Source organism: Serinicoccus marinus DSM 15273 (assembly GCF_008386315.1).
GTDB classification, from domain to species: Bacteria; Actinomycetota; Actinomycetes; order Actinomycetales; family Dermatophilaceae; genus Ornithinicoccus; species Ornithinicoccus marinus.
This window is the reverse complement of the sequence record NZ_CP043808.1, coordinates 1221214-1245935: the sequence shown is the minus strand read 5'-3', so window position 1 is coordinate 1245935 and position 24722 is coordinate 1221214. Positions and strand designations below refer to the sequence as shown.

At 72.3% G+C, this 24722-nt stretch carries 20 protein-coding genes and 1 pseudogene; 3 read left to right on the top strand and 18 right to left on the bottom strand.

Going from position 1 to position 24722, the window contains the following annotated elements; all coding sequences use genetic code 11:
• Nucleotides 1-15: 15 nt before the first annotated feature.
• The 13 genes and pseudogenes from hpaD to FU792_RS05770 all read right to left on the bottom strand — a co-directional run bounded on the left by hpaD (nucleotide 16) and on the right by FU792_RS05770 (nucleotide 13806).
• Nucleotides 16-1184 (bottom strand): annotated as a pseudogene (gene hpaD / locus FU792_RS05830) (3,4-dihydroxyphenylacetate 2,3-dioxygenase).
• Nucleotides 1185-1233: 49 nt separating this feature from the next.
• Complete coding sequence (hpaE, locus tag FU792_RS05825) at nucleotides 1234-2757, bottom strand: 5-carboxymethyl-2-hydroxymuconate semialdehyde dehydrogenase (RefSeq protein WP_028130950.1); 1524 nt, start codon at nucleotides 2755-2757, stop codon at nucleotides 1234-1236.
• A gap of 19 nt (nucleotides 2758-2776) precedes the next feature.
• Entirely contained in the window at nucleotides 2777-3481 is a 705-nt protein-coding gene (locus FU792_RS05820) for a GntR family transcriptional regulator (RefSeq protein ID WP_022924662.1), read from the bottom strand.
• On the bottom strand, nucleotides 3463-5016 hold the full coding sequence (locus tag FU792_RS05815; protein WP_022924663.1) for a fumarylacetoacetate hydrolase family protein: 1554 nt from the start codon (nucleotides 5014-5016) through the stop codon (nucleotides 3463-3465). Before FU792_RS05815 ends, FU792_RS05820 begins: the two co-directional genes overlap by 19 nt.
• A gap of 116 nt (nucleotides 5017-5132) precedes the next feature.
• A complete protein-coding gene (locus FU792_RS05810; RefSeq protein WP_022924664.1) occupies nucleotides 5133-6272 on the bottom strand; it encodes a TRAP transporter substrate-binding protein in 1140 nt (379 codons plus the stop codon).
• A 43-nt stretch (nucleotides 6273-6315) separates the two neighbouring features.
• Nucleotides 6316-7716 (bottom strand): TRAP transporter large permease, encoded by a 1401-nt coding sequence (locus tag FU792_RS05805; RefSeq protein ID WP_022924665.1) that lies wholly within the window; start codon nucleotides 7714-7716, stop codon nucleotides 6316-6318.
• Between the two features lie 5 nt (nucleotides 7717-7721).
• Nucleotides 7722-8297: a TRAP transporter small permease gene (locus FU792_RS05800; protein WP_022924666.1), complete on the bottom strand. Its 576-nt coding sequence runs from the start codon at nucleotides 8295-8297 to the stop codon at nucleotides 7722-7724.
• Nucleotides 8294-9181 carry an NAD(P)-dependent oxidoreductase gene (locus tag FU792_RS05795; protein ID WP_022924667.1) on the bottom strand — a complete coding sequence of 296 codons (888 nt, stop codon included), beginning with the start codon at nucleotides 9179-9181 and terminating at the stop codon, nucleotides 8294-8296. Before FU792_RS05795 ends, FU792_RS05800 begins: the two co-directional genes overlap by 4 nt.
• A gap of 38 nt (nucleotides 9182-9219) precedes the next feature.
• Entirely contained in the window at nucleotides 9220-9633 is a 414-nt protein-coding gene (locus tag FU792_RS05790) for a carboxymuconolactone decarboxylase family protein (protein ID WP_022924668.1), read from the bottom strand.
• 176 nt (nucleotides 9634-9809) lie between these two features.
• On the bottom strand, nucleotides 9810-10808 hold the full coding sequence (locus FU792_RS05785) for an AraC-like ligand-binding domain-containing protein (protein ID WP_052327799.1): 999 nt from the start codon (nucleotides 10806-10808) through the stop codon (nucleotides 9810-9812).
• A gap of 120 nt (nucleotides 10809-10928) precedes the next feature.
• A complete protein-coding gene (locus tag FU792_RS05780; RefSeq protein WP_022924670.1) occupies nucleotides 10929-12335 on the bottom strand; it encodes an aldehyde dehydrogenase family protein in 1407 nt (468 codons plus the stop codon).
• 134 nt (nucleotides 12336-12469) lie between these two features.
• On the bottom strand, nucleotides 12470-12892 hold the full coding sequence (locus tag FU792_RS05775) for an HtaA domain-containing protein (RefSeq protein ID WP_022924671.1): 423 nt from the start codon (nucleotides 12890-12892) through the stop codon (nucleotides 12470-12472).
• Nucleotides 12889-13806, bottom strand: a complete 918-nt coding sequence (locus FU792_RS05770; protein ID WP_022924672.1) for a LysR family transcriptional regulator — start codon at nucleotides 13804-13806, stop codon at nucleotides 12889-12891. Before FU792_RS05770 ends, FU792_RS05775 begins: the two co-directional genes overlap by 4 nt.
• A gap of 99 nt (nucleotides 13807-13905) precedes the next feature.
• Between FU792_RS05770 and FU792_RS05765 the strand changes: the two genes are divergently transcribed.
• The 3 genes from FU792_RS05765 (at nucleotide 13906) to FU792_RS16690 (ending at nucleotide 19546) form a co-directional block, all read left to right on the top strand.
• On the top strand, nucleotides 13906-16878 hold the full coding sequence (locus FU792_RS05765; protein WP_022924673.1) for a cytochrome P450: 2973 nt from the start codon (nucleotides 13906-13908) through the stop codon (nucleotides 16876-16878).
• A gap of 214 nt (nucleotides 16879-17092) precedes the next feature.
• Complete coding sequence (locus FU792_RS05760) at nucleotides 17093-18994, top strand: FAD-binding monooxygenase (protein WP_149814603.1); 1902 nt, start codon at nucleotides 17093-17095, stop codon at nucleotides 18992-18994.
• Nucleotides 18995-19348: 354 nt separating this feature from the next.
• Complete coding sequence (locus tag FU792_RS16690; protein WP_022924677.1) at nucleotides 19349-19546, top strand: hypothetical protein; 198 nt, start codon at nucleotides 19349-19351, stop codon at nucleotides 19544-19546.
• A gap of 58 nt (nucleotides 19547-19604) precedes the next feature.
• Here FU792_RS16690 and FU792_RS05750 read toward each other — a convergent pair whose 3' ends face one another.
• The 5 genes from FU792_RS05750 to FU792_RS05730 all read right to left on the bottom strand — a co-directional run bounded on the left by FU792_RS05750 (nucleotide 19605) and on the right by FU792_RS05730 (nucleotide 24709).
• Nucleotides 19605-20291 (bottom strand): HAD-IA family hydrolase, encoded by a 687-nt coding sequence (locus FU792_RS05750; RefSeq protein WP_052327811.1) that lies wholly within the window; start codon nucleotides 20289-20291, stop codon nucleotides 19605-19607.
• Nucleotides 20288-21541: an AGE family epimerase/isomerase gene (locus FU792_RS05745; protein WP_028130956.1), complete on the bottom strand. Its 1254-nt coding sequence runs from the start codon at nucleotides 21539-21541 to the stop codon at nucleotides 20288-20290. The genes FU792_RS05750 and FU792_RS05745 overlap by 4 nt, the downstream gene beginning before the upstream one ends.
• Nucleotides 21538-22269, bottom strand: coding sequence for an SDR family oxidoreductase (locus FU792_RS05740; RefSeq protein ID WP_022924680.1), 732 nt, complete (start codon nucleotides 22267-22269; stop codon nucleotides 21538-21540). Before FU792_RS05740 ends, FU792_RS05745 begins: the two co-directional genes overlap by 4 nt.
• The gene (locus FU792_RS17740; RefSeq protein WP_238706053.1) at nucleotides 22266-22799 is read right to left on the bottom strand and encodes a hypothetical protein; all 534 of its coding nucleotides are present in this window, start codon (nucleotides 22797-22799) and stop codon (nucleotides 22266-22268) included. Before FU792_RS17740 ends, FU792_RS05740 begins: the two co-directional genes overlap by 4 nt.
• A 476-nt stretch (nucleotides 22800-23275) precedes the next feature.
• Nucleotides 23276-24709 carry an FGGY family carbohydrate kinase gene (locus FU792_RS05730; protein WP_149814602.1) on the bottom strand — a complete coding sequence of 478 codons (1434 nt, stop codon included), beginning with the start codon at nucleotides 24707-24709 and terminating at the stop codon, nucleotides 23276-23278.
• Nucleotides 24710-24722 lie beyond the last annotated feature (13 nt).

Genomic DNA, 24722 nt, shown 5'->3' with positions numbered 1-24722 from the left:
CGTGGTCCTCCCTCGTCACAGCTGGTGCCCCAGCTTGTACTCACCCTTCTTCCACTCGGGCATCTCCTCGTCCTCGTCCCGGCGGGTGTAGGAGAAGCCGTCGGCACCGATGGTGACGCCCATCTCGGAGTCGTCGGTGCGCTCGACCACCGGCTGCGGGTTGCCGTCGAGGTCGAGCACGAGGGAGGCCTCGGTGTACCACGACGGCACCACCGGGTTGCCCCACCAGTCCCGGCGCTGGTTGTCGTGGACGTCCCAGGTGATGACGGGGTTGTCCGGGTCACCGGTGTAGTAGTCCTGGGTGTAGATCTCGACCCGGTGCCCGTCGGGGTCGCGCAGGTAGAGGTAGAAGGCGTTGGACACCCCGTGCCGGCCCGGGCCGCGCTCGATGGCGTCCGAGCGGCGCAGCGCCCCGAGCTTGTCGCAGATCGCCAGGATGTTGTGCTTCTCGTGCGTGGAGAAGGCGACGTGGTGCATCCGCGGCCCGTCGCCGCCGGTCATCGCGGTGTCGTGGACGGTCGGCTTGCGCCGCATCCACGCGGCATACACCGTGCCCGCGTCGTCCTGGATGTCCTCGGTGACGCGGAAGCCCAGGTCCTGCATGAACTTCGTGGCCCGGGGCACGTCCGGCGTCACCTGGTTGAAGTGGTCCAGGCGCACCAGTGCACCGGGGGTGTAGAGGTCGTAGCGCCAGGCCAGGCGCTCCACGTGCTCGACGTCGTAGAAGAACTCGTAGGGGAAGCCGAGCGGGTCGGTGACGCGCACGGAGTCGCCGACCCCCTTGGTGAAGCCCTCGGCCCGCCGCTCGACCCGGCACCCCAGCTCGGTGTAGAACGCCACCGCCTTGTCCAGGTCCTCCGGGGAGCGCACGCGGTAGGAGAACGCCGCCACCGCGGCCACCGGCCCCTGGCGCAGGACGAGGTTGTGGTGGATGAACTCCTCGATCGAGCGGAGGTAGACGGTGGAGTCGTCCTCCTCGGTGACGGTCAGGCCGAGCACGTCCACGTAGAAGTCGCGGGACGCAGCCAGGTCGGTGACGACGATCTCCATGTAGGCGCAGCGCAGGATGTCCGGAGCCGGAACCGACGGGGTCGGCACCGGGTCGTCGGTGTGGATGGGTGTGCCTCCTGGGAGACGTAGTAGCCCGAGGAGGTGAGGGTCTTGTCGGTGTGCCTGTCGCTCATGTCGCGTCCTTGCGAGGTCGGGGTGGTCGGGGCTGCTCGGGGTGGGCGGTCAGCGGTCAGCCGCGTCGCGCTTGCCGAAGGTCGGGTGGTGGGCCCCACCGAGGGTGATGTGCACGGCCTGCTGGTCGGTGTAGAAGTCGATGGACCGGTAGCCGCCCTCGTGCCCCAGGCCGGAGGCCTTGACGCCGCCGAAGGGGGTGCGCAGGTCGCGCACGTTGTTGGAGTTGAGCCACACCATCCCCGCCTCCACGCTCTGGGCGAAGGTGTGCGCGCGGCGCAGGTCGTTGGTCCAGATGTAGGCGGCCAGGCCGTACCTCACCCCGTTGGCCAGCTCGAGCGCCTCCTCCTCGGTGTCGAAGGGGGTGATCGCCACCACCGGCCCGAAGATCTCCTCCTGGAAGATCCGGGCGTCGCGGGGGACGTCGACGAAGACCGTCGGGGCGACGAAGTTGCCGCTCTCGAAGCCCTCCGGCCGGCCACCGCCGGCGACCAGACGACCCTCGCCCCGGCCGATCTCGATGTAGCTCATGACCTTGTCGAAGTGCTCGGGGTGGACCAGCGCGCCGACCTCGGTGCGCTCGTCGTGGGGGTGCCCCACGACGACGCGCCGGGCCTGCGCGGCATACCGCTCGACGAACTCGTCGTAGACCTCGCGCTGCACGAGGATCCGGCTGCCGGCGGTGCACCGCTCCCCGTTGAGGGAGAAGACGCCGAAGATGGTCGCGTCGATCGCGGCGTCGAGGTCGGCGTCGGCGAAGACGACGGCCGGCGACTTGCCGCCCAGCTCCATCGACAGACCCTTGAGGTGGGGAGAGGCGTTGGCGAAGATGAGCTGCCCGGTGCGGCTCTCGCCGGTGAAGGAGATGAGCGGCACGTCCGGGTGCTTGACCAGGGCGTCCCCGGCCTCCTCCCCGAGACCGTTGACCAGGTTGAAGACCCCCGGCGGCACCCCCGCCTCCTCGAAGATCCCTGCCCACAGCGAGGCCGACAGCGGGGTGAACTCGGCCGGCTTGAGCACCACCGTGTTGCCCGTCGCCAGCGCCGGGCCCAGCTTCCAGGACTCCAGCATGAACGGCGTGTTCCAGGGGGTGATGAGGCCGGCGACCCCGATGGGCTTGCGGTTGACGTAGTTCACCTGGCGCCCGGGCACCTTGTAGGTGTCGTCGGCCTGGGCCACCACCAGGTCGGCGAAGAACCGGAAGTTCTCCGCGGCCCGGCGGGCCTGGCCGAGCGCCTGGGTGATCGGCAGCCCGGAGTCGAAGGACTCCAGCTCCGCGAGCCGGGCGTCCCGGGACTCGACGATGTCGGCGACCCGGTGCAGGATGCGGCTGCGCTCGCGCGGCAGCATCCCCGGCCAGGGGCCGTCGGTGAACGCCCGGCGGGCGGCGGCGACGGCTCGGTCGACGTCGGCGGCGGTGCCGGCGGCGGCGTGCAGGTAGGTCTCGTTGGAGACCGGGTCGAGCACCTCGAAGGTCGCGCCGTCCACGGAGTCGACGAGCTCGCCGTCGATGTAATGCTGGATGCGCTCGGGCAGGTCGGCGGGGCGGTGCCCCGTGCTGGTGGGGTCGGTCATCATGCTCCTCCTGGGGTGGTCAGAACGCCGGGAGACCCAGCGTCTCGTCGGGGTGCTCGTGGATGAGGTAGGCGTCGAGGGTCGCCGAGCGGTGGCGCCGGGCCGCCTTCTCGATCTCGCCCAGAGGTGCACCGTGCTCGATGAGCCGCAGGATGCCTTCGTGCTCGTGCACCGACTCCTGCGCGCGTCCGGGCACGAAGCTGAAGGTCGAGTCGCGCAGGTGGCCCAGCCGGGCCCACTCGGCCTCCACCAGGTCCAGCAGCCGCGGGTTCGGGCAGCGACCGTAGAGGGTGGAGTGGAACTCCTGGTTGAGGCGGGTGAACGCGCGTGGCTCGAAGTGGTCCAGCATCTCGATCATCAGCTCGTTGAGGCTGCGGGCAGCGCGCAGGTCGTCGTCCGTCAGCCGACGTGCGGCGAGCGCGGTCGCCGTCCCCTCCAGGATCGACAGCGCCTGCATACTGTGCCGGTACTGCGAGTCGTCGACCATCGACACCCGGGCCCCGACGTTGCGCTCGAAGGTCACCAGCCCCTCCGCCTCGAGCTGGCGGATCGCCTCGCGGACCGGCACCACGCTCATGTCGAGCTCCCCGGCGAGGGAGCCGAGCACGAGCCGGTAGCCGGGGGTGAAGTCCTGGCTGGCGATGCGCTCCTTGATCCAGTGGTAGGCCCGCTGGGACTTGCTGAGGGACGAGGCGTCCGTGCTGCTCAGCTCTGCTCGCGCCACGCGTCGTACCTCGCTCTCCACTCGGCGTTCATCGGGAAGAGGCCGTCCACCGGGTGCCCCTCGGCGACCCGGTCGGCGACCCACGCGTCCTCGGCCTCCTTGGCGAGCGCGGCGTCGACGACCTCCTCGGCGAGGCTGGGCGGGATGACGACCACGCCGTCGGCGTCGCCGACGAGGATGTCACCGGGCTGCACAGTGGTGCCGCCGCAGGCGATCGTGAGGTCGTGGTCCCACGGCACGTGGCGGCGGCCGAGGACGGCGGGGTGGGCCCCGGCGCTGTAGACGGGGATGCCGACCGCAGCGACGGCGTCGTAATCGCGCACCCCGCCGTCGGTGACGATGCCGGCGGCGCCGTTGGCGTGGGCCCGGATGGCGAGGATGTCCCCGAGGGTCCCGGAGCCGGTCTCCCCGCGGGCCTCGATGACGATGACCTCGCCCTCGCCCACGGCGTCGAAGGCGCGCTTCTGGGCGTTGTAGCCCCCGCCGTGGCTGCGGAAGAGGTCCTCGCGGTTGGGCACGAAGCGCAGGGTGCGGGCCAGCCCGACGAGCTTGGCGCCGGGGTGCAGCGGCCGGACGCCGTCGATGGTGACGTTGTCGAGGCCGCGCTGCCGCAGCTGCTGCGACAGCCCGGCCACGGGCACCTGCAGGAGCCGCTCGTGCAGGTCCGGGTCCAGGGCCGGGCGCGTCGCGACCTCGTGCTCGCGGGCGGAGGAGGTGTCCTCGGCCGGCAGGCCGGCCGCCTCCCGGGAGCCCCACGCCTCTGCGCGCTGGGTGTCGTCGACCGCGGGCAGGGAGCCCAGCTCGGGGTCGAACCCGCCCTCCCCCTGGACCACCGTGGTGACGAGCCGCCCGCTGGTGGGTGCGCCCTCGGCGGCGGGGGCGTCCACCTCGACCTCGACGACGTCACCGGGGGCGAGGACCGAGGAGCCGGACGGGGTGCCCGTGAGGATGACGTCCCCGGTCTCCAGGGTGAGGTGCTGGGCGAGGTCGGCGACGATCTGCGGCAGCGAGAAGATCAACCCCGCGGTGGTGTCGTCCTGCACCAGCTCGTCGTTGACCCAGGTACGCACCCTGAGCGCAGCGGGGTCGACGAGGCGCGCGTCGACGAGCTCTGGCCCGACCGGGGTATACCCGTCGCGGCCCTTGGAACGGGTGTTGGACCCCTTGTCGTTGGCGCGCAGGTCGTAGAGCCCGAGGTCGTTGGCGGCGGTGACCCAGCCCACGTACGACCACGCCTCCTTCTCGGTGACGTGCCGGGCGGGCCGACCGATGACGAGGGCCACCTCCCCCTCGAAGGCCAGCAGCTCGGTCCCGGCCGGGCGCTCCACGGTGCCCTGCGAGGGCGCCACGGAGCTGGACGGCTTGAGGAAGTACGACGGTGCCGCAGGGCGACGCCCGCGCTGGTCGGCACGGGAGGCGTAGCTCAGGTGGACGGCGATGACCTTGCCCGGGCGACACGGGAGGGCGGCGAAGCGGGGGTCCTGGGGCTCCGGGGTGCCCGTCGTCTGACCACTCCTGGTCTGGTCGGAGATCATGGGAGCTTCCTCGCTCGTCGTCATGGGACAGATCGTATACGATTCACGTCGGGCTGCACAACTCCCCTGCGGCGCCGCGACCGGCCCCGCCCGGACCGGGCGGGGCCGGTCCCGCGTCACTGGGAGGCGAACTCGTCCACGCAGGCGAGGATCGCGTCGTCGTAGGCCACGTCCTCCAGGTCCGTGTAGCCCGCCACGTACTCGTCGAGCACGGCCTGGGCGTCCTCCAGACCCTGGCTGGACGCGAGCTCCACCCAGGCCTGCTTCGAGGACTCCAGGGACTCCTCCTCCCAGGCCTGGGTCACGGACTCGTCCCACATGGTCAGGTCCTCGACGGTCGGGGCGTCCAACATCTGCTGGCACTGGTCCGCAGCCTGGTCGTTGAACGCCTCGATGCCCGCTCCGGTGTTGAGCTCCTCGGTGACGCCGTCGACGGTCTCCCGCAGGTCTTCGGGCAGGCTGTCATAGGCGTCCTGGGAGAACCACATCCCGAACGTCGAGTACTGACCGATGCCCGGGTCGCTCCAGTAGGGCAGCAGCTCCATGAGGCCGTAGTTGACCGGGAAGTCGATGGTGCCCCCGACCGCCTCCAGCACCCCGCGCTGCACCGCCTCGTAGCTCTCCGAGGCGGTCACGGCCTGGATGCTGGCGCCGGAGTCGGTCAGCAGCTGCTGGACGATCGGACCGGAGGCCCGCATCGACAGGCCGTCGAGGTCCTCGGGGGAGGACACCTGCTCCTCGGTCCCGATGAGGATGCGCCCCACCGGCCACGTGCCCACGTGGTGCAGTCCGTTCTGGTCCATCACGGCCTTGGCCGGGCCGTCCTCGAGGTGCAGCTGGTAGAGCGTCTCCATCGACGCCTGCGAGTTGGTGGTGAGGAACGGGATGCTCACCATGCTGGTGGACGGGAAGTACTGCGGCGTGTAGTCGGGCACCGTGACGCCGATCTGGGCGCGGCCGTCCCGGACGCACTCGACGACCTCCGGAGCGGCGCACAGCGACTCGTTCGTGGTGCGCTCGAAGCTCACCCGGCCCTCGGTGGCCTCCTCGACGGCGTCGAGGTACCAGTCCTGCACCGCGGCATTGGGTGTGCCCTCCTGGGCTCCGGTGGACAGGGTGAAGGTGAAGGTCTCCCCCTCATCGGCAGCGGTGTCGTCGGTGGCGACACCGGAACAACCGGCCGACACGAGGGCAGCGGCGGTCACGGCCCCCAGCACGAGCGGGCGGCGGCCGGTGGTCAGACGAGCAAACATCATCGTTCTCCTTTGTGGGGGTGCAGGTGCGCTGGCAGGGGCAGGTCTAGCCCGCTGCCGGGTTGACGAGGGAGGGCAGGAACAGGGACAGCTGGGGGAAGACGAAGAGGATGACCACCACCACGAGCTCGACGAGGAACAGCGGCAGCAGACCCCGGAAGACCGTGTCGGTGCGCAGGCCGGCGCTCCCGGCCACGACGAAGGCGTTGATGCCGACGGGCGGGGTCACCATGCCGATCTCGATCAGCTTGACGATGAGGATGCCCAGCCACACGCCGTCGAAGCCGTACTCCATGGCGATGGGGTAGAGGATCGGCACGGTGATGACCAGGATGGACAGGGACTCCAGGGCCATGCCCAGCGGGATGAGGCAGGCCAGCAGGAGGGCCATGGTGAGGGTGGGCGGCAGGTCGACGGCGGTCACGGCCTGGGTGATGGACTGGGGCACCCGGGCAGCGATGAAGAAGGCCGACAGGATGGCCGAGCCGATGATGATGAAGAAGACCATCGAGGTGGTCGCCGCGGTGTCCTGCAGCGCGTGCCGCACCTCGGTGGCGATGCCGCGCAGGCCTCGTCGCCGGTTCTCGAAGACCAGGATGACCACTGCAGCCAGGGCGCCGATGGCCGCCGACTCGGTCGACGTGAAGATGCCCGAGTACATCCCACCGAGGACGATGCTGAAGAGGATGGCGATGTAGACCAGCCCCTGCCAGGGCAGGCTGCGCCAGGGCCGGGGGCTGTCGACGTCGTCCGAGGGGGTGGGGCCGCTCCCGGCCGCCACCTCGGCCCGGGCGTCGCCGACCGCGCCCTGCAGGTCCTCGGGGTCCGTGGAGCGGCCGATCCGGCGCGCCCCGAGCGTCATGATGTAGGTGATGTAGGCGGCAGCCGACAGCAGCCCCGGCACCACGCCCCCGGCGAGCATCTGCGCGACCGAGGTGCTCGTCATGATGGCGTAGAGGACCAGGAACGTGCTGGGCGGGATCATCACCCCGAGGGTTCCCGCGACGGCGACCAGCGCGGAGGCCAGGCTGGCCGGGTACCCGTGGCGGCGCATCTGGGCGATCGACAGCTTGGACATCGTGGCTGCGGTCCCGATGCTCGACCCGGAGACCGCGGCGAACCCGGCACAGGCCATGACCGTCGCGACACCCAGCCCACCGGGCGCGCGCCGCACCGCACGGGCCGCGATGGTGTAGACGTACTCGGCGACGTTGGCCCGGACGGCGAAGAGGCCCATGAGGATGAACATCGGGATGATGGTCAGCCCGAAGCTGTAGGTCTGGCTGAAGGACACGGACCCCAGGACGCTCCCGGTGTAGCCCGTTCCCTTGAGCAGGATCAGTCCGCAGGCTCCCGACAGCCCCAGGGCGAGGGCGATGGGGAACCGGCTCGCGAGGAGCAGCAGGAGCAGGCCGATGGTGACGGCGATGATCATCGAGACGGTCATGAGACCTACTCCTGCGGACGCCGGGTGACCGGGCCGAGGAGGTGCTGCTCGGCCCCGTCCAGCTGGTCGTAGGGCCGCGCCCCCGTGAGAGAGCGGGCGACGTTCATGACGCAGACGAGGAACAGCACGACGAAGCCGACGGCGATGAACCACCGCCACGGCCACTCATACCAGACGATGATCCCGAACCCCTGCTCCCCCCGCTCCGTCGCCTCGACGGCCCGGAGGGTGCTGGAGACGGCCAACCAGGCGACGAGGACCGAGGACACCGACCACACCACCACGTCCAGCACACGGTTGACCCGTGGGCTCAGGCGGTCGGTGAGCAGGGTCACCGAGACGTGGTCACCCGTGACGGCAGCCCAGGCCAGCCCGAAGGCCACCGCGATGACCAGGCAGGACTGCGCGACCTCGAGCATGCCGGGGAGGGTGAATCCCCAGAGCGCGCGCACCGCGACCTGGAGCGCGATCGCCACCATGATCGTGACCACGGCCAGGGCGGAGATGACGGCGCAGACCCGCGCCAGCGTCAGTACTGCACGCTCCCCGGGGAGGGTGCGACCGACGCCGGCCACGCTCACCGGGTGCTCCAGAACTCGTGGGCGCGGGTGTGGTCGACGGGTCCCAGCGCCTCCAGGGCGTCACCCATGGTGGCGGCCACGGCGTCGCAGACCGGAGACGTGTGACCCATGGCCCGCTGCAGCCGCTCCGCGATACGGACATCCTTGGTGAACAGGGGAAGGGCGAAGCCGCTGGCGTACGCGCCCTCCACGATGTGCGGACCCATGACGTGCTGGGTGACGAAGCTCTGTCCGGTGGACGCGTTGAGGACGTCGACCATGACGGCCGGGTCCAGCCCGAACCTGCCGCCCGCGACCAGGGCCTCGGCGGCGGCGGTGAAGGCGGCAGCAGCCACGAAGTTGTTGAGGGCCTTCATCGCGTGTCCGGTGCCGAGCTTGCCGGTCCGGAAGATCGCCGAGCTCATCGCCTCGATGACCGGCACCGCGAGGTCCGCCGCGCTCTCGTCGTCGGTGCCCAGCATGATGGACAAGGTCCCGGCGATCGCCCTCTCGCGCGCACCGGACACCGGGGCGTCGACCATGCGCAGACCGGCCTCGCGGAGCAGCCCACCCGTCTCGACCGTCTCGGTCGGGTCGGAGCTGCTCATGTCGACGAAGACGGTCCCCCCTTCGAACGCCACCCTGGGCCTCCCACCCTCGTCCAGCAGCGCCGAACGCACGACCGCGCTCGTCGGCAGCATCAGCACGACGACCGAGCACTCCGTCAGCTCGGACAGCTCGACGGCCGGGACGGCACCGATGTCGGCGGCGACGCGCGCCGTCACCTCGGCGTCGACGTCATGGACCAGGACGCGTCGGCCCGACCGGACGATGTTGGCCGCCATCGGGGCGCCCATCACCCCCAGTCCGATGAAGCCCACCGGGTGCGCAGTGTGATCAGTCATGGTTGGTCCCGCTCCTTCGCGAGTCATCGGTCGATGGGTCAGCGAGCGGATTCGCCGTCGAGATCGGTGCTGATCCCCTGCTCGTCCAGGACCTCCGTCAACGCACGCATGCCCTCGACCGCGGCCGGGATGCCGCAGTAGAGGATGGAGTGCACGACGATCTCGCGCAGCTGCAGCGGGGTCACCCCGTTGGCCAGGGCACCTCGGAGGTGGATGCGGATCTCGTGCGACTTGCCCGTGGCGATGAGCATGGCGAGGGTGATCTTGCTGCGCTCCGTGAGGTCGAGCCCCTCACGCTGCCAGATGTCCCCGAAGCAGACCCGGGTGACGAACTCCTGCAGCTTGTCGTTCAGATCGTCCGTGTGCTCGACCTGGTCCTCGGCACCGGCCGAGCCGAACATCGCCCGGCGCTGCTCGAGCCCCGTCGCGTAGAGCAGGTCGTCTCGGATCATGGGGTGTCCTTCCGCAAGGTGGGGGTGCCGGCTCGATCCGGCACCACGGCCACCTGATCTCACCTGATCTGCGGTGACCGTCCTGTCAGTCTGCTGCGGTCACGACCTGCCCTGCTGGGCCACAGGTGCACGGCGCCCGGCGCCAGGTGCACGCCGCAGACGACCCCGACCAGGAGTCACGCACTCCGGCGGTCGGACCGTCCCAGGACCGGACCCACCGGGCGGCCGGTCTCCCCCGCGACGAGGCCGCGCCGGTACGCGCTCGGGCTGGCGCCGTAGGCCGCGCGGAAGATCCGGCTGAAGTGACTGGCGTCCGAGAAGCCCCACCGGTGCGCGATGTGCAGGATGGAGAGGTCGACGAGCGAGGGGTCCTGCAGGTCCATCCGGCTCCGCTCCAGACGCTGCTGGCGGATGTAGCCGGAGACGGTCTGGTTCTCATGGCTGAAGAGGTACTGCAGGTGCCGCAACGAGACGTAGTGGACGGCCGCGACCCGGCTGGCCGACAGCTCGGGGTCGTCGAGGTTGGCCTCGATGTACCGCTGCGCGGCCCCCAGCAGCTGACGCCAGGACTCACCGCCGCTGTGGTGGCGCAGGAGCTCGTCGGACAGCATCGCCGTCACGAGGTCCAGGGCGCTGCGGACGATGCGGACGCCCGGGGCTCCCGAGAGCTGGGTGAGGTTCTCGGCCAGGTGGGTCATGAAGGGGGAGATGACCTTCCCGATGCCGCTGTCGCCGGCCAGCCGGGTCGCGGTCATCGAGGGCACCAGCTCTGCGGACAACCCGAGCATCCGGTGCGGGAAGACCATGACCAGCGAGCGCATGCCCACCGGGTAGTCGAGGACGTAGGGCCGGCCCGTGTCGTACACCGCCACGTCCCCCTGGTGCAGGACGGCCTCCCTGCCGTCCTGCCGGACCACTCCCCGGCCGGTGAGCTGCAGGGTGAGCTTGAGGTGCTCCGGGTCGTCCACGCTGATGTCGTCGGCACGCCGTTCGACCCGGTGCGCGCTGGCCTGGATGTCGGAGATGTGGGTGCCGTCGATGACGGTGGTGCGCAGCACCCCGACGAACGGCTCCGGACCGCTCAGCCGTAGCGCGACGAACCGGCTGCCCATCAGCCGTCGCCACGCGCGCAGGCTGTCGGCGCTGCACTCCTCGAGCGCTCGGGGGGTCTGCACAGAGGCTGACATCGTCATCGAAGTCACGTCCCAACGGGTCACAGGATCAAACCGTATACGATTGCACTCGCACCCTATATGATCCTCGCCGCCCATGACAGGGCTGCCGCGCCGACCGGACTAGCTGGTGAGCACGACCGGGACGCAGACGGACTTGAGCCCCTCGACCCCGAACTCGAGCCCGTAGCCGGACCCCTTGATGCCTCCGAACGGCACCATCGGGTGGATGCCGCCGTGCTTGTTGATCCAGACGCTACCGGCCTCGAGGCGCAGGGCGGTCGCCCGGGCCGCCTCCGGGTCGTCGGACCACACCGAGGCGCCGAGGGCGGCGTCGAGCCCGTTGGCCGCCTCGATCGCCTCGTCCACGTCGGAGTACCGGATGACCGGGAGGGCGGGCCCGAACTGCTCCTCGTCGACGATGGCGGTGCCGTCGAGCACGTCGGCCACGATGGTGACGGGGTAGAAGAGGTCGCCCAGCTCGGCCGCGGGCTCACCCCCGGTGACGATCCGGGCACCGGACGAGCGGGCGTCCTGCACGAGCCGGGCGACGATGTCGAACTGCTGCTTGTTCTGCAGCGGTCCCAGGACGTTGGCCTCGTCCAGCCCGTTGCCCATCGGCATCGACGCGGCGAGACCCGCCAGCGCGTCGACGACCTCCTCGTACTGGGACTCGTGCACGTAGAGCCGCTTGAGCGCGGCGCAGGTCTGCCCGGTGTTGAGGAAGGCTCCCCAGAACAGGTCCTCCGCGTGCGCGGCCACGTCGGTCCCCGGCAGCACGATGCCGGCGTCGTTGCCGCCGAGCTCGAGCGTGAGGCGGGTCAGGTTGTCGGCCGAGGACCGGGCGATCGCCTTCCCGGTGGCGGTCGAGCCGGTGAACATGAGCTTGTCGATCCCCGGGTGCTCGGCCATCCGCGCGCCGATGTCCCGGCCTCCGGGCACCACCCGGCAGACATCCGCCGGCAGTGCGTCGTTCAGCACGCAGACCAGGGCCTGCACGGACAACGGCGTGTACTCGCTGGGCTTCACCACGACCGTGTCTCCGACGGTGAGCGCCGGTGCCACCTGCCAGATGGTGATCATCATCGGCCAGTTCCAGGGTCCGATGGCCCCGACGACGCCGGCCGGGCGGTAGTGCAGCTCGGAGTGGTTGTCCGGCTCGTCGACGACCACCTCCGGGGTGAGCTCGAGGGATGCGGTGGCGCGCATCCACGCGACGCAGGCGCCGACCTCGAAACGCGCGTTGGGTCCGTTCAGCGGCTTGCCCTGCTCGCGGGAGAGCAGCCTCGCCAGGGCCTCGGCGTTCTCCTCCACGAGGTCGGCCGCGCGCATGAGGTACTCCCGCCGCCCCGCGTAGCCGAGACCGGCCCACGCCGGCTGAGCCGCACGCACCGCCGCGACGGCCGCGTCCAGGTCCTCGACCGTGTGCTCGGCCGTGTGGCCGACCAGCTCACCGGTGGCAGGGTCGTGGATGGGACGCCCGTCCTCGACGCTCACGCGGTCGAGCAGGTCGGTCACGGTCTGTGGCATGGTCGCGCTCCTCTGGGTCGGCTGTCGTGCCAGCCTGGCGAGGCACACCTCGGGCCCAGTAGCCGATTCGCGCACGGCGGGCGTCCAGGGACGCACGTTCCCGTCCGCCGTACCGCGGCGGCGCGCCGCACGACTCAGTCCACCACCCGGGGGTCGTCCAGCTCGGTGCCCTCCGCGTACGGCCCGAAGAAGAGGTCGGCGCCCTCCGACGTGAGCGTCGTCCCCGACGCCGCTCCCCCGGCCCACCTCTCGATGCGGGCGAAGGCGAGGCGTGCGCCGACGACGTCGGGATCGGCGACGCTGAGGGCGGCACCGGGCGCGGTAGGCCGCAGCCACGGGTCAGCCAGCACGACGCGCATCAGGCCGTGGTGACCGACGAGGGTCACCGCCCCGGCGAAGTGCCGGACCGCGGGATCGGCGCGGTCGGCCTCCCGGTCCTGCGCGAAGTGGAACCTCCCGCCCTGCTCCTCCACCTCCGCGAGCTCCACCCTGCCGTCCGGCATACCGTTCACGTAGGCGAGGAGGGAGGCCTTGATGCCCCAGACCAGCACGCTCATCCCACGGTGCCGGGCCAGCGGATCGACCTCGCGAAGGAGATGAGCTCCCTGGTCCGCAGGGTCGGCGTGGCCGTCGACGACCAGATCACCTCGATCCCCACCGGGGGGACCGCGGGCCGGATCTCCTTCATCACGACAGGGTAGCCCTCGTAGCTGGCCGGGTTGGCGGGTCGTTGGACCAGGACGCCGTAGCCCAGACCCCTGCCGACGAGGGTCCGCACCACCTCGTAGCTCGCGGTCCGCAGCCGGATGCGCGGGGTCAGCCCCCGTCGCGCGAACAGCGACAGGGTGTGCTGGCTGGAGGGCGCCGCGTCCAGCAGGATGAGGTCGCGTCCCACCACCTCCTCCAGCTCGATCGCGTCCGCGGAGGCCAGGGGATCGTCGGCTGCCACCAGGATGTGGGCCGGTATGCCGAAGAGCTGCTCACGGCGCGGGGTCCCGGGCACCAGCGTGTCGTAGACGAAGGCCACGTCCACCTCACCCGACTCGAGCCGTCCCTCGAGCTGGTCGTGGGTCGCCTCCACGACGTCGAGCTGCACGCGCGGGTGGGCGGAGCCGAACTCGTCCAGCAGGCGCGGCAGGATCGTCGGGGCGAGGATCGGGTGGCAGCCCAGGGTGATGGGGCCGACGAGCTCGCCCTCGGTGCTGCGCAACGAGAGCGCCAGGTCCCCGGCGTCGCTCAGCAGGCGGTGGGCCCGCGCCGCCACCCCCGCTCCTGCACTCGTCGGGCGTATGCCGTGCGCCCTGCGACGGACGCACAGCTGCTCCCCCAGCGCCCGCTCCAGACCGGTGATGGCGTCGGAGACCGCGCTGGGTGTGACGTGCAGCCGGGCGGACGCGGCCGAGATCGTCCCTTCGTCGATCGCGGTCAAGAAGTAGGACAGCTGTCTGAGCGTGTAGTCGGGCGCCTCCATACCCCGATATTACCGATGAACCACCGAGGATATCCCCGCTTTTGCTCGCCCTTCCAGACCTTCATACTCGGCCTCATCCCCGGATCACAAGGACGTGCCATGACCATCGATGCTCCGGTTGCGGACTGGGTGACGATCCCCGACCTCTACCGCGACCCCTTCCCCCTCTACGAGCGACTCCGGTCCGAGGGAGGCGTCCACTGGGTCCCGCAGGTCGGTCGCTACCTCGTCACGAGCTATGCGGCCGTGCACGAGACCGAGCTGGACCAGGAGGTCTACTCGGCCGACGAGGAGGGCTCGCTGCAGATCCGCGCCATGGGGCACTCGATGCTGCGCCGGGACGACCCGGAGCACTACCGCGAGCGGACCGCCTGGCAGCCGGCGCTCAGGCCAGGTGCGGTCAAGCGCACGTGGACCGAGGTGTTCCGGCGCAACGCCGAGCGCTACCTGGACGAGTTCCTGTCCCGGGGGCCGGAGGCGGATCTCGTGTGGGACTTCGCCGCTCCCTACGCGGCGGAGAACCTGCGCGAGATCATCGGCCTGCACAACGCGTCGCAGCAGGACCTGCAGCGCTGGTCACAGACGATGATCGACGCCACCGGCAACTATGCCGACGACCCGGACGTCTGGGCCGCCGGCCTTGCCTCCTACGAGGAGGTCGACACCGCCCTCGACGAGATGCTGCGGTGGCACCAGGACCACCCCGACGCCTCGCTGCTCTCCCAGCTGCTCCGCATCCCGGACTACGAGATGCCGCTGGAGCGCATCCGGGCGAACGTCAAAATGACCATCGGGGGCGGACTCAACGAGCCCCGGGACGCCCTGGGGGTCGCCGCCTGGGCCGTGCTGACCCACCCCGAGCAGCGTGCCGCCGTGGAAGCCGACCCCTCCCTCTGGCAGTCGGTGTTCGACGAGGCCATCCGGTGGGTCGCCCCCATCGGCCTGTACTCCCGGCAGGTCACCCGGGACACCGTCCTCGAGGGGGTCCGGCTGCCCCAAGGGGCCAAGCTGGGCATCTGCATCCTGTCCGCCAACCGGGACGAAGGGGTGTGGCCGGATGCCGCGCGCTTCGACATCCGTCGAGAGGTCAAGCCCCACCTGGCCTTCGGCAAGGGGGTCCACGTCTGCCTGGGCGCCTGGGTCGCCCGGGCCGAGGTCGCCGACGTGGCGCTCCCTCTCCTGTTCCGTCGCCTCGACGGGCTGGCCCTCTCCCGGGCTCGTGAGGCCGAGATCGGGGGATGGGTGTTCCGGGGTATGACGCGGCTCCCGGTGACCTGGACCGGGACACGGACGCCCGGGGAGCCCGCAGCGCCGGCGGACGGGCAACCCACGGCCGGGGAGAAGACGTCCGACCTCGCGCCGCGGATCGCCGTCGTGGGGTCGGGTCCGGCCGGCGCCTTCAGCGCCCTGGCCCTGCGGAGCACCTTTCCCGCGGCACCGGTCGACGTCATCGACGAGCTCCCGACGCCCTACGGGCTGGTGCGGCACGGGGTGGCCGCCGACCACCAGGGCACCAAGACGGTGGTCCGCCAGTTCGACCGCCTGTTCATGTCCGAGGGCGTGCAGTTCCGGGGCAACCTGCGGCTCGGGTCGGACGTCTCCCTGGAGGAGCTGCGCCGCGCCTACGACGTGGTGGTCCTGGCGACCGGCCTGCAGGCCGACGCCCGCCTGCCCGTCCCCGGGGCGGACCTCCTGCGGGTGCACGGCGCGGGACGGGTCACCCGCCTGCTCAACGCCCACCCCGACGAGGACGAGGCTCCGCGACTCGGGCCGACCGTCGTGGTCGTGGGCCACGGCAACGTGGCGATGGACGTGACGCGCATGCTCGTCCGCGACGTCGACGACCTGGGCGGCAGCGATGTCGACGACGAGGCCCGGGAGCGGCTGTGCAGCGAGGTCAGGACGGTCCACCTCGTGGGGCGCAGCACGCCGTCGGCCGCCAAGTTCGACCCCGTCATGGTGCGCGAGCTGGGCTCGCTCCGGGGTGTGCGACACGTCGTCCACGGCGTCGACCCGGACGAGGAGGACAGCAGGGACGCCCGCGTCGAGGCCGTCCTCTCCCTGGCCGAGAGCCGCCCGGACCGCGAGCGCGTGCGGGTCGAGTGGTGGTTCGGTCTGTCCCCCGTCCGTCTCGAGGGCACCGACGCGGTCCGGGCGGTCGTCTTCTCGGGGGACGGGGGCGAGGTCGGCCTGGAGACCGACGACGTGGTGACGGCGGTCGGGTTCGCGGGCGGCCCCCACACCCCGGTGGAGCCGGGCTCCTCGCCCGAGGGCCGGGTCGAGCCCGGGCTCTACACCGCGGGCTGGCTGCGTCGCGGACCGCGCGGGACCATACCCGACCAGCGTCTGGACGCCCGCAGTCTTGCCCGGGCGGTGCACGAGGACGTGGCCGACGGGGCGGTCACGGTGTCCGCGGCCGGGCTCCCTCCCCGTGCGCGCGAGGTGAGCTTCGACGGGTGGCGGCGCATCGACGCACGGGAGCGGCTCGCGGCGGCACCGGGGCGCCGACGGACCAAGCTCGCGTCTCGCGAGGCCCAGCTGGAGGCCGCCGCGGACGCCTCGGTCGAGCTGCCTGAGCCGGACGAGGCCGGCGTGCACCTCCCCCCTGGCACCGCCCTGACCATCCTGTTCGCCACGGAATCGGGCGGCGCCGAGCTGGTCGCCGAGGACCTCCACCGCGCTCTTGGGGAGGATGCGGACGTCCAGGTGCAGGACCTGGGGATGACGACACCCGACGACCTGGACCCCGGCCGCGCGCACCTGCTGATCTGCTCGACCTACGGCGACGGTGAGGTGCCGACCTCGGCCCGCCCCTTTCACGCGTCGTTGCAGTCGGGGAGCACGGACCTGCACGGGCTCCGCTACGCCGTCTTCGGGATGGGTGACCGCAGCTACACCCGCACGTACTCGCGCGGCAGCGAGCTGCTCGACGAGGCGCTGACCGCCTCGGGCGCGACCCGCTTCGGCCAGTACGGGCGGCACGACGCGAGCGGTCCAGACGCGGCTGCCGAGGCAGCCGTCGAGTGGCTGGAGAGTGTGCTGCCCGAGCTCACCGGCCCGGCCGACGTCTGACCGCAGCAGGCCCGCGGACGCCCCGCCTCAGGCCTGAGGCCCGCTTCCCCGGTCGTGCGCGCAGGAGCACCACTGGTCGCCGGGTGCACAGCACCGGCCCGGTGGTGCACGGTCCGCGGTCGCACCAGGCCGGCGGGCGACCGCGTGCGATGCTGAGACCACCCGCACCCGCTGGTCCCGCCAGCCCCTCCGGTCGACGAAGGAGTCACCACCTATGCAGTTCCACCACCACGGCTACGTCTCGGGCGATCCGCGCGTGCAGGAGGCCGCTGGCACCGGGATGGACCGCCCCGCGGACCTGCCGGACGAGACCGACGTGCTGCTCGTGGGCTCCGGACCGGCGGGCATGCTGCTGGCGGCGCAGCTCTCGCAGTTCCCTCAGGTATCGACTCGGATCATCGAGCGGCGGGAGGGCCGCCTGCCGCTGGGCCAGGCGGACGGCATCCAGCCGCGCAGCGTGGAGACCTTCCAGGCCTTCGGCTTCGCCGAACGGATCACCGCCGAGGCCTACAACATCGCCTACATGAACTTCTGGGGACCCGACCCCGAGCACCCAGAGAACATCGTCCGCACCGCCCGGACCGAGGACTACGCCTTCAAGATCAGCGAGTTCCCGCACCTCATCGTCAACCAGGCGCGCGTGCTCGACTACTTCGCCGAGGCCGCCGCCCGTGGCCCCGGCCGGATCGTGCCGGACTACGGTGTCGAGTTCGTCGGGCTCACCGTCCACGACGAGGGCGAGCACCCCGTCGAGGTACGGCTCCGCCATGTCGCCGGCGACCGGGAGGGTGAGGAGCGCACGGTCCGGGCGAGGTATGTCGTGGGCTGCGACGGCGCGCGCAGCGGGGTGCGCGAGGCGATCGGCCGCCGGCACGTCGGGGAGTTGGCGCGGCACGCGTGGGGCGTCATGGACGTGCTGGTCAACACCGACTTCCCGGACTGGCGGACCAAGTGCGCGATCAACGCCGAGGCCGGCAACATCCTGCACATCCCGCGCGAGGGTGGCTACCTGTCGCGGATGTACATCGACCTCGGCGAGTCGCCTGAGGACGCCGACCGCAGCATCCGCAGGACCCCGGTCGAGGAGATCATCGCCCGGGCCAACGAGATCCTGCACCCCTACTCCCTCGACGTGCAGGAGGTCGCCTGGCACAGCGTCTACGAGGTCGGCCACCGCGTGACGGACAAGTTCGACGACGTGCCGGAGGGCGAGGAGGACAGCCGGACCCCGCGGGTCTTCCTCACCGGCGACGCCTGCCACACGCACAGCGCCAAGGCTGGCCAGGGCATGAACGTCTCGATGCAGGACGGCTTCAACCTCGGGTGGAAGCTCGGCCACGTGCTCACCGGGCTCAGCCCCGCGTCGCTGCTGACGACCTACTCGGCGGAGCGGCAGCCGGTCGCCCAGCAGCTCATCGACTTCGACCGCGAGTGGTCCTCGCTCATGGCCCGCAAGCCGGAGGACATCACCGACCCCTCCGAGCTCGCGACGTTCTACCTCGGCACCGCCGAGTTCCCCTCCGGCTTCATGACGCAGTACGCCGCCTCCGACCTGGTCGCGGACGGCGAGCACCAGGGCCTTGCCGAGGGCTTCCCGCTGGGCAAGCGCTTCAAATCCGTCGAGGTCGTGCGGGTCTGCGACGGCAACGCCGTCCACCTCGGTCACCACGCGCGGGCCGACGGCCGCTGGCGGGTGTATGCCTTCGCCGACGCCCCGGCTGCGGGTGAGCCCTCGGCGCTCGCCGAGTGGGCGGAGTGGGCCTGCTCCCCCGCGTCACCGATGAGCCGGTACACCCCGGCCGGGGACGACGCCGACGCCGTCTTCGACGTCAAGGTGGTCTACCAGCAGCCCTACGAGGACGTCGACATCACGCGAGTCCCCGAGGTCTTCCGGCCGCGCAGCGGGTCGCTGGGGCTCATGGACTGGGAGAAGGTCTTCGCGGCCCCGCCGAGCGCGTGGACGGACGTCGACATCTTCGAGGAGCGCTCGCTGTCCCGTGACGGGGTCGTCGTCGTGGTCCGCCCCGACCAGTACGTCTCGGCGATCCTCCCGCTGACCGCGACGCAGGAGCTGGGCGCCTACTTCGACGCGAACATGCTGGCGCCCCGTCGCTGAGACCGGGGCGGGCAGGGCGCTTATGCTGCGTGCCGACCCAGGACCTGCCCCACGAGGCCCGCGCCGCCGCCTCGCTCGACGTCCGGGCCGAGCAGCCGGCCGACGAGCCGGGTCACCGGCCGCCCACCGTGCCCGGCAGCGGGCCCCGGCCGGAGGGGCCACCGGCCCCGACCACGAACGTCGGCATCGACCGGATGCGGGTGGTCGGCGACGGCCTCCGGTTCGTCACGGCCTGGTGCCTGCGGGCCGTCATCATCGCAGCGGCGCTCTGGCTCGTGTGGTGGGTCCTCAGCAGGGTCTGGATCGGGGTGCTGCCGATCCTGCTCGGCCGGGATCCTGCTGGCCACCACCGTCGTGTCGACGGCCACGGGGCCGTGGCCGGCGGTGCTGGGCCTCACCCTCTTCGGCGCCGCCTACATGGCGCTGACCGGCACCCTCATCCTGTGGGGACGGGTGCTGGCGCCGCTGGACGCGGGGCAGGCCACAGCGTGGTTGTTCCTCGCGCTCTCGGTGGGCCAGGCGGTGGGCACCGCCCTCGTCGACGCGTCGTGACGACCGGCGGCGCGTGCGGATCGGCTCACGTCCGGGGGCGGAGTCAGGGCCCGCCCGCTCAGGCGCGGGGGACGAGCCAGGAACCCCCGGCGTCGACGCCGAGGCGCACCCGGGAGAGGTCGGGCACGACGAGGTCCGCCTCCCCGAGCTGGTCCCGCGGGGTGGTGGTGAGCAGCGCCAGGGTGGCGGCACCGGCCGACCGGCCGGAGCGCAGCCCGGCCGGCGAGTCCTCCACCACGAGGCAGGCGGCCGGGTCCGCGCCCATCCTGGCGGCTGCCTCCCGGTAGGGGGCCGGGTCGGGCTTGCCGCGCTCCACGTCGTCGGAGCAGACCAGCACCTCGGGCTCGGGCAGCCCGGCGGCCCGCAGCCGCGCCGACGCCAGGGCCCGGTCGGCCGAGGTCACCACCGCGGCCCGGTCCCCGAGCGCGACCAGCGCGTCGAGGGCGCCCGGCAGCGCCACCACGTCGTGCAGGTCGTTGAGCTCGATCTCGTCGAAGACCGCACCGGCGAGCTCGAGGTCGAGCCCGAGGTCGAGTTCCCGGTCCAGGCGGGCGATGGTCTGCCGGCTCGGCATCCCGTGCGTCTCGCCGAGCCGCTCGGCGGGGACGCCGAAGCGGCGCGCCCAGGCCACCCAGCTGCGCCGCACGGCCGCCGCCGAGTCCACGAGGGTGCTGTCGCTGTCGAGCAGGACGGCCGCGAAGCGCTCCTCGGTCAGCACCCGCCGGCCCGCGGAAGGGCCCGTCACCGCGCCCACGCCGCCACCCCGGCGGCGAACGAGGCCGCCCCGGGGACGTCGGCGACCAGCGACGCCTGGTAGGCGTGGTAGGCGTCGGGACGTCCGGGCCAGGTGCGCGCGCTGGGCCGGTTGTGCCGGTCCAGCTCGTGCCGCCACGACCGGCCGTCGGCGTCGACGAGGTAGCGGTCGGCATACCGCCACCAGCGCTCCAGGTCGACGGCGTGCCGCACCTCGCCGGTGACCCAGTGGAGCACGGTCGAGGTGGCGATGGCCTCGGTGAGGACCCAGTGCATCCGTTCCTGCACGACGGGCCGGCCCTCCCAGTCGGTGGTGTAGACGAAGCCCTCCTGACCGTCGGCGGCCCAGCCGTCGGCCACCGCGCGGTCGGCCAGCTGCACCCCGGCCTCCAGCAGGGCGGCCTCGGTCCGCTCGCCGGTGGTGGCCAGCGTCACGAGGAGCCGCGACCACTCCAGCCCGTGCCCCACGGTCGCGCCGTAGGGGCGGAACGGGTCGGCGGGGCGGTCGGCGTGGTGCTCGGGCAGCGGCGTCCAGTCGGCGTCGAAGTGCTCGGGGATGCGCCAGGAGCGTTGCCTGGCCCACCCGACGACCCGGCCGGCGATGCGCAGCGCCCGCTCCCGCCACCGGGGTCCGGCGCCGGCGGCCCAGGCGGCCAGGTAGGCCTCGACCGTGTGCATGGCGGAGTTGATGCCGCGGTAGGCGTCCAGCTCGGACCAGGACGCGTCCCACTCCTCCACCACCATCCCCTGCTCCTCGTCCCAGAAGCGTCGCTCCTGGACGGCGAGCGCCGTCTCCAGCAGCTCCTCGGCACGAGGGATGCCGGCCGTGCCCGCGGTGCTCGCGGCCAGCACCACGAAGGCGTGGGCGTAGGCCTGCTTCGTGGCGGTCTCGACCGACCCGTCGCGCACCGCGGCGAACCAGCCGTCGTGCTCGGTGTCCCGCAGCGGGCCGTCCAGCAGCGCCGCCAGGCCGTGCGCCGCCAGGTCGGCCAGCTCCTCCCGGCCCGGACCCCCGGGCGCCGGGGGCTCACCGGCCAGGAGACCGAGCGCGAAGACGTGGGTCATCCGGCAGGTGACGTAGAGCTCGACCGGACGATCCGGGTCCACCGCTCCCTCGTCGTCGAGGTAGCCGAAGCCCGCGGGCACCCGGGAGCCCCGCGCGAACCGCAGCAGCTCGGCGCGCCGGGCGCGCCGGTAGTCCCGTCCGCCCGGGACGGGACGACCGGCGCTTCCGGGGCTCACCGGCACGTGTACCCCCCGTCGACGGGCAGGTGGGCGCCGGTGATCATCGACGCACCCTCACCCAGGAGGAACACGACGGGCGCCGCCACCTCGGCCTGGGTGGCCCAGCGCCCGAGCGGCATCTGCGCGAGGAACGGCGGGCCGACGTCCTCGCGGCCCCAGTAGAACTCGGACATCTCGGTCATGACGACCGTCGGGTGCACGCTGTTGACCCGGATCCCGTGCGGGCCGAGCTCCAGGGCGCTGACCCGGGTGATGTTGTCCAGCGCGGCCTTGGACGAGCCGTAGGACACGTGGTTGGGCAGCGCCACGAGCGAGGCCTGGCTGGACACGTTGACGATCGAGCCGCCGGCGCCCAGCCGGATCATGGTGCGGGCGGCGTGCTTGATGACCAGCAGCGCGCCGCGCGCGTTGACCGCCATCGCCCGGTCGAAGACCTCGATGTCGGTCTCGGTGGGCGTCGCGATCTCGCCGCCGAAGCCGCCGCAGTTGACGACGCCCCACAGGTCCAGGCCGTCCAGGGCGGACGCGATCTGCTCCTCGGACGCGAGGTCGAAGAGCACGGTGCGCACCCCCGTCTCGGCGACGAGGTCGGCGAGCGACTCCTGCGTCCGGGCCGCGGCGACCACGTCCGCCCCGGCGGCCACCAGGTGGCGCACGATCTCGGCGCCGATGCCGCCGGAGGCCCCCGTGACGAGGACCCTCCGACCGTCCAGACCCCCGCTCACGCGGGGACCCCGACGGCACCCGGGGCGCTGGCGGCGTCCCGGACGGCTCCGTCGATGGTGGCGGACAGCTCGGCCAGCCGCGGCTGGGCACGGGTGCTCAGCAGCTCCTCCCGCTCCCCCGCCGTCATGGCGAGGCTGTCCTTCCACAGCGAGCGACCGGCCATCGCGCCGGCGGCACCGTGCTCGACGGCGGTCCGCACCTGCTCCACGAAGGTCGCGTGGTCCACGCCCGCCGACAGCACGGCCCAGGGCACGCCCCCGGCGGCCGCGCTCACCTCGGCGCAGGCCTGCGCCGAGCCCGGGTAGGCCAGCTTGAGCACCTTGGCGCCGTGCTCCACCGAGACCCGCGCGGAGTCGACGACCAGCTGGCCGATGCGCGCGGCATACTCCTCCGGCGACTCGTCCTCGAGCCGGTAGGTGAGGATCTCGACGATGAGCAGGAGGCCGGCCGCCTCGCAGTCGCGACGAGCGCCTCCATCTCGGCGGCCACCCGCTCGACCGACGCCGGCTGGTCGGGGCGCAGGTACCACAGCATCTTAGCGGCGTCCCCGCCGAGCTCGCGCACCGTCGCGGCGGTGACGCCGGGCACGTAGCGGGTGTAGCGCAGCCCGTCCACGGTCTCGAAGCCGGAGGCGTCCATGCCGACCACGAGGGCGGTACCGGCCGCCAGGGTGCCCTCGTCGACGACCTTGGGCAGTGCGACCTCGGGGTCGAGCAGGATGGCCGGGGCGTGGTTGCCCAGATGGGCGACGAGGTCGGACTTGGCCTCGGCCAGCTCCTCGACCGAGATGCCCTCCGGGCCCTCGGCACCGTTCATCACGGCCTTCATCCCGTTGCGCTGGTCCGCGGCGACGACGAGCATCCGCCCGGCGGGGGTGGTGAGCCGGGAGAACGCGCGGCGCTCGAGCGTGGACAGGGTGTTCATGTGGATCGCTCCTCGTGGGTTGCGGGGGTGGTGCGGTTCGGGGGTGGGGACGGTGCGGTTCAGGGGTGGGGGTGCCGTGGCTCAGCGGTGTGCGGGGAGCAGGGACAGGGCCGAGACCGCGGCGCCGTAGGCCGTGTCCTGGGACCGGTGGGAGACCTCCAGGCGGGGCAGGACCCGGCCCCGGGCCTCCCGGACGCTGGCCCAGGACGTCCAGCCGCCGGTGAGCAGGGCCGAGGTGGCCGGCGGCAGCTCGCGGTCCAGGACCTCGACGAGGCGCGCGATCTCCTCGTTGCCGTGCTCGAGCACCGCCCGCATGAGCAGGGCCGGCGACACCTCGTCGGTGCCGATCCGCAGCGCGAGCTCGCCGTCGTCGTTGCGGGCACCGGCGACGGTGATGCCGGTGGACGGGGCGTCCGCCGGCAGGGCCAGCACCGCCTCGTCGAGGGCCCGGTGCGACGGCTCGTCGACCATCCCCAGCATCGTCAGGGTGCGCCGCATGAGCAGGCCGGTCTTGACGCCGGCCACGACCACCCAGCGGCCGGGGACGACGTGCGGGACGCAGTTGATGAGGTATGCCCCCAGCCGGCTGCGGGCCTCGAAGGTCAGGGGCGTGTCGATGACCCGCAGGAGCACCTCGGCGGTGCCGAGGGAGACGTGGTAGCGGCCCGGCGGCGCGGGGGTGGCGTCCGGGGCCGCGGCGGAGGCTGCGTGCTCGAGGTCGTCTCCGTGCGCATGGCCGTGCTCGCTCGCGCGGCTGGAGACGAGGTGGTCGTGCCCGGCGACGCTGAGCTCGGCCTCGCCGAAGGCCGCCGGGGCCCGGGAGGCGTCGGCACGGCCCACCGGGGTCCCGGCGTCAACCAGCGGCGGGACGACGTGCGGCCCGACGCCGAGGTGGTCGAGCAGCTCGGTCCACACCTGCCCCGTTTCCACCTCCAGCAGCCCGGTACGCGCCGCCAGCGAGCGCTCGGCGACGACCGGCCCGCCGAGGGCGTGCACGACGAACTCCGGCAGGCTCAGCCAGCGCGCGTCCGCCACCGGTGCGCCACGGTCGCGCAGGTGGGCGATCTTGGCAGCCGAGACCTGCACGCCCCACGGGAGCCCGGTGCGCCCCGGGAACTGCGTCCGGAGGTCGGCCGGCAGCGCCTCGACGGCCTCCTGGCCGGTGCGGTCGAACCACGCGAAGGCGGGGGCGACCACCCGGTCGTCGGGGCCCAGGAGGAAGCCGGACTCCCCCATCCCGGTGACCGACAGGACCTCGACCCGGGACGGCGGCCCGGAGGCCCCGGCGGCCCCGGCGTCGCCGCCGCCGAGGGTGGCGAGCTGGCGGGCCGCGTCGTCGAGCACCTCGTGCACCGCCGCGACCAGGGCGTCCTCGGTGAGGACGACGGCGCCGACCTCGTCCTCCTCCCAGGGGGTGGTGGTACGGCTCAGCGCGACCTCCTCGCCCCGGTCGTCCAGGACGAGCAGCTTAATCCGGGTGCTGCCCAGGTCGAGCCCGGCTACCAGTGTCGGCACGTCGCTCCTTCTC

Coding starts and splice junctions, on each gene's coding strand:
- hpaE (WP_028130950.1), bottom strand. CDS start 2,757: ATGACCGACCCCACCAGCACGGGGCACCGCCCCGCCGACCTGCCCGAG.
- FU792_RS05815 (WP_022924663.1), bottom strand. CDS start 5,016: ATGATCTCCGACCAGACCAGGAGTGGTCAGACGACGGGCACCCCGGAG.
- FU792_RS05810 (WP_022924664.1), bottom strand. CDS start 6,272: ATGATGTTTGCTCGTCTGACCACCGGCCGCCGCCCGCTCGTGCTGGGG.
- FU792_RS05805 (WP_022924665.1), bottom strand. CDS start 7,716: ATGACCGTCTCGATGATCATCGCCGTCACCATCGGCCTGCTCCTGCTG.
- FU792_RS05795 (WP_022924667.1), bottom strand. CDS start 9,181: ATGACTGATCACACTGCGCACCCGGTGGGCTTCATCGGACTGGGGGTG.
- FU792_RS05790 (WP_022924668.1), bottom strand. CDS start 9,633: ATGATCCGAGACGACCTGCTCTACGCGACGGGGCTCGAGCAGCGCCGG.
- FU792_RS05780 (WP_022924670.1), bottom strand. CDS start 12,335: ATGCCACAGACCGTGACCGACCTGCTCGACCGCGTGAGCGTCGAGGAC.
- FU792_RS05775 (WP_022924671.1), bottom strand. CDS start 12,892: ATGAGCGTGCTGGTCTGGGGCATCAAGGCCTCCCTCCTCGCCTACGTG.
- FU792_RS05770 (WP_022924672.1), bottom strand. CDS start 13,806: ATGGAGGCGCCCGACTACACGCTCAGACAGCTGTCCTACTTCTTGACC.
- FU792_RS05765 (WP_022924673.1), top strand. CDS start 13,906: ATGACCATCGATGCTCCGGTTGCGGACTGGGTGACGATCCCCGACCTC.
- FU792_RS05760 (WP_149814603.1), top strand. CDS start 17,093: ATGCAGTTCCACCACCACGGCTACGTCTCGGGCGATCCGCGCGTGCAG.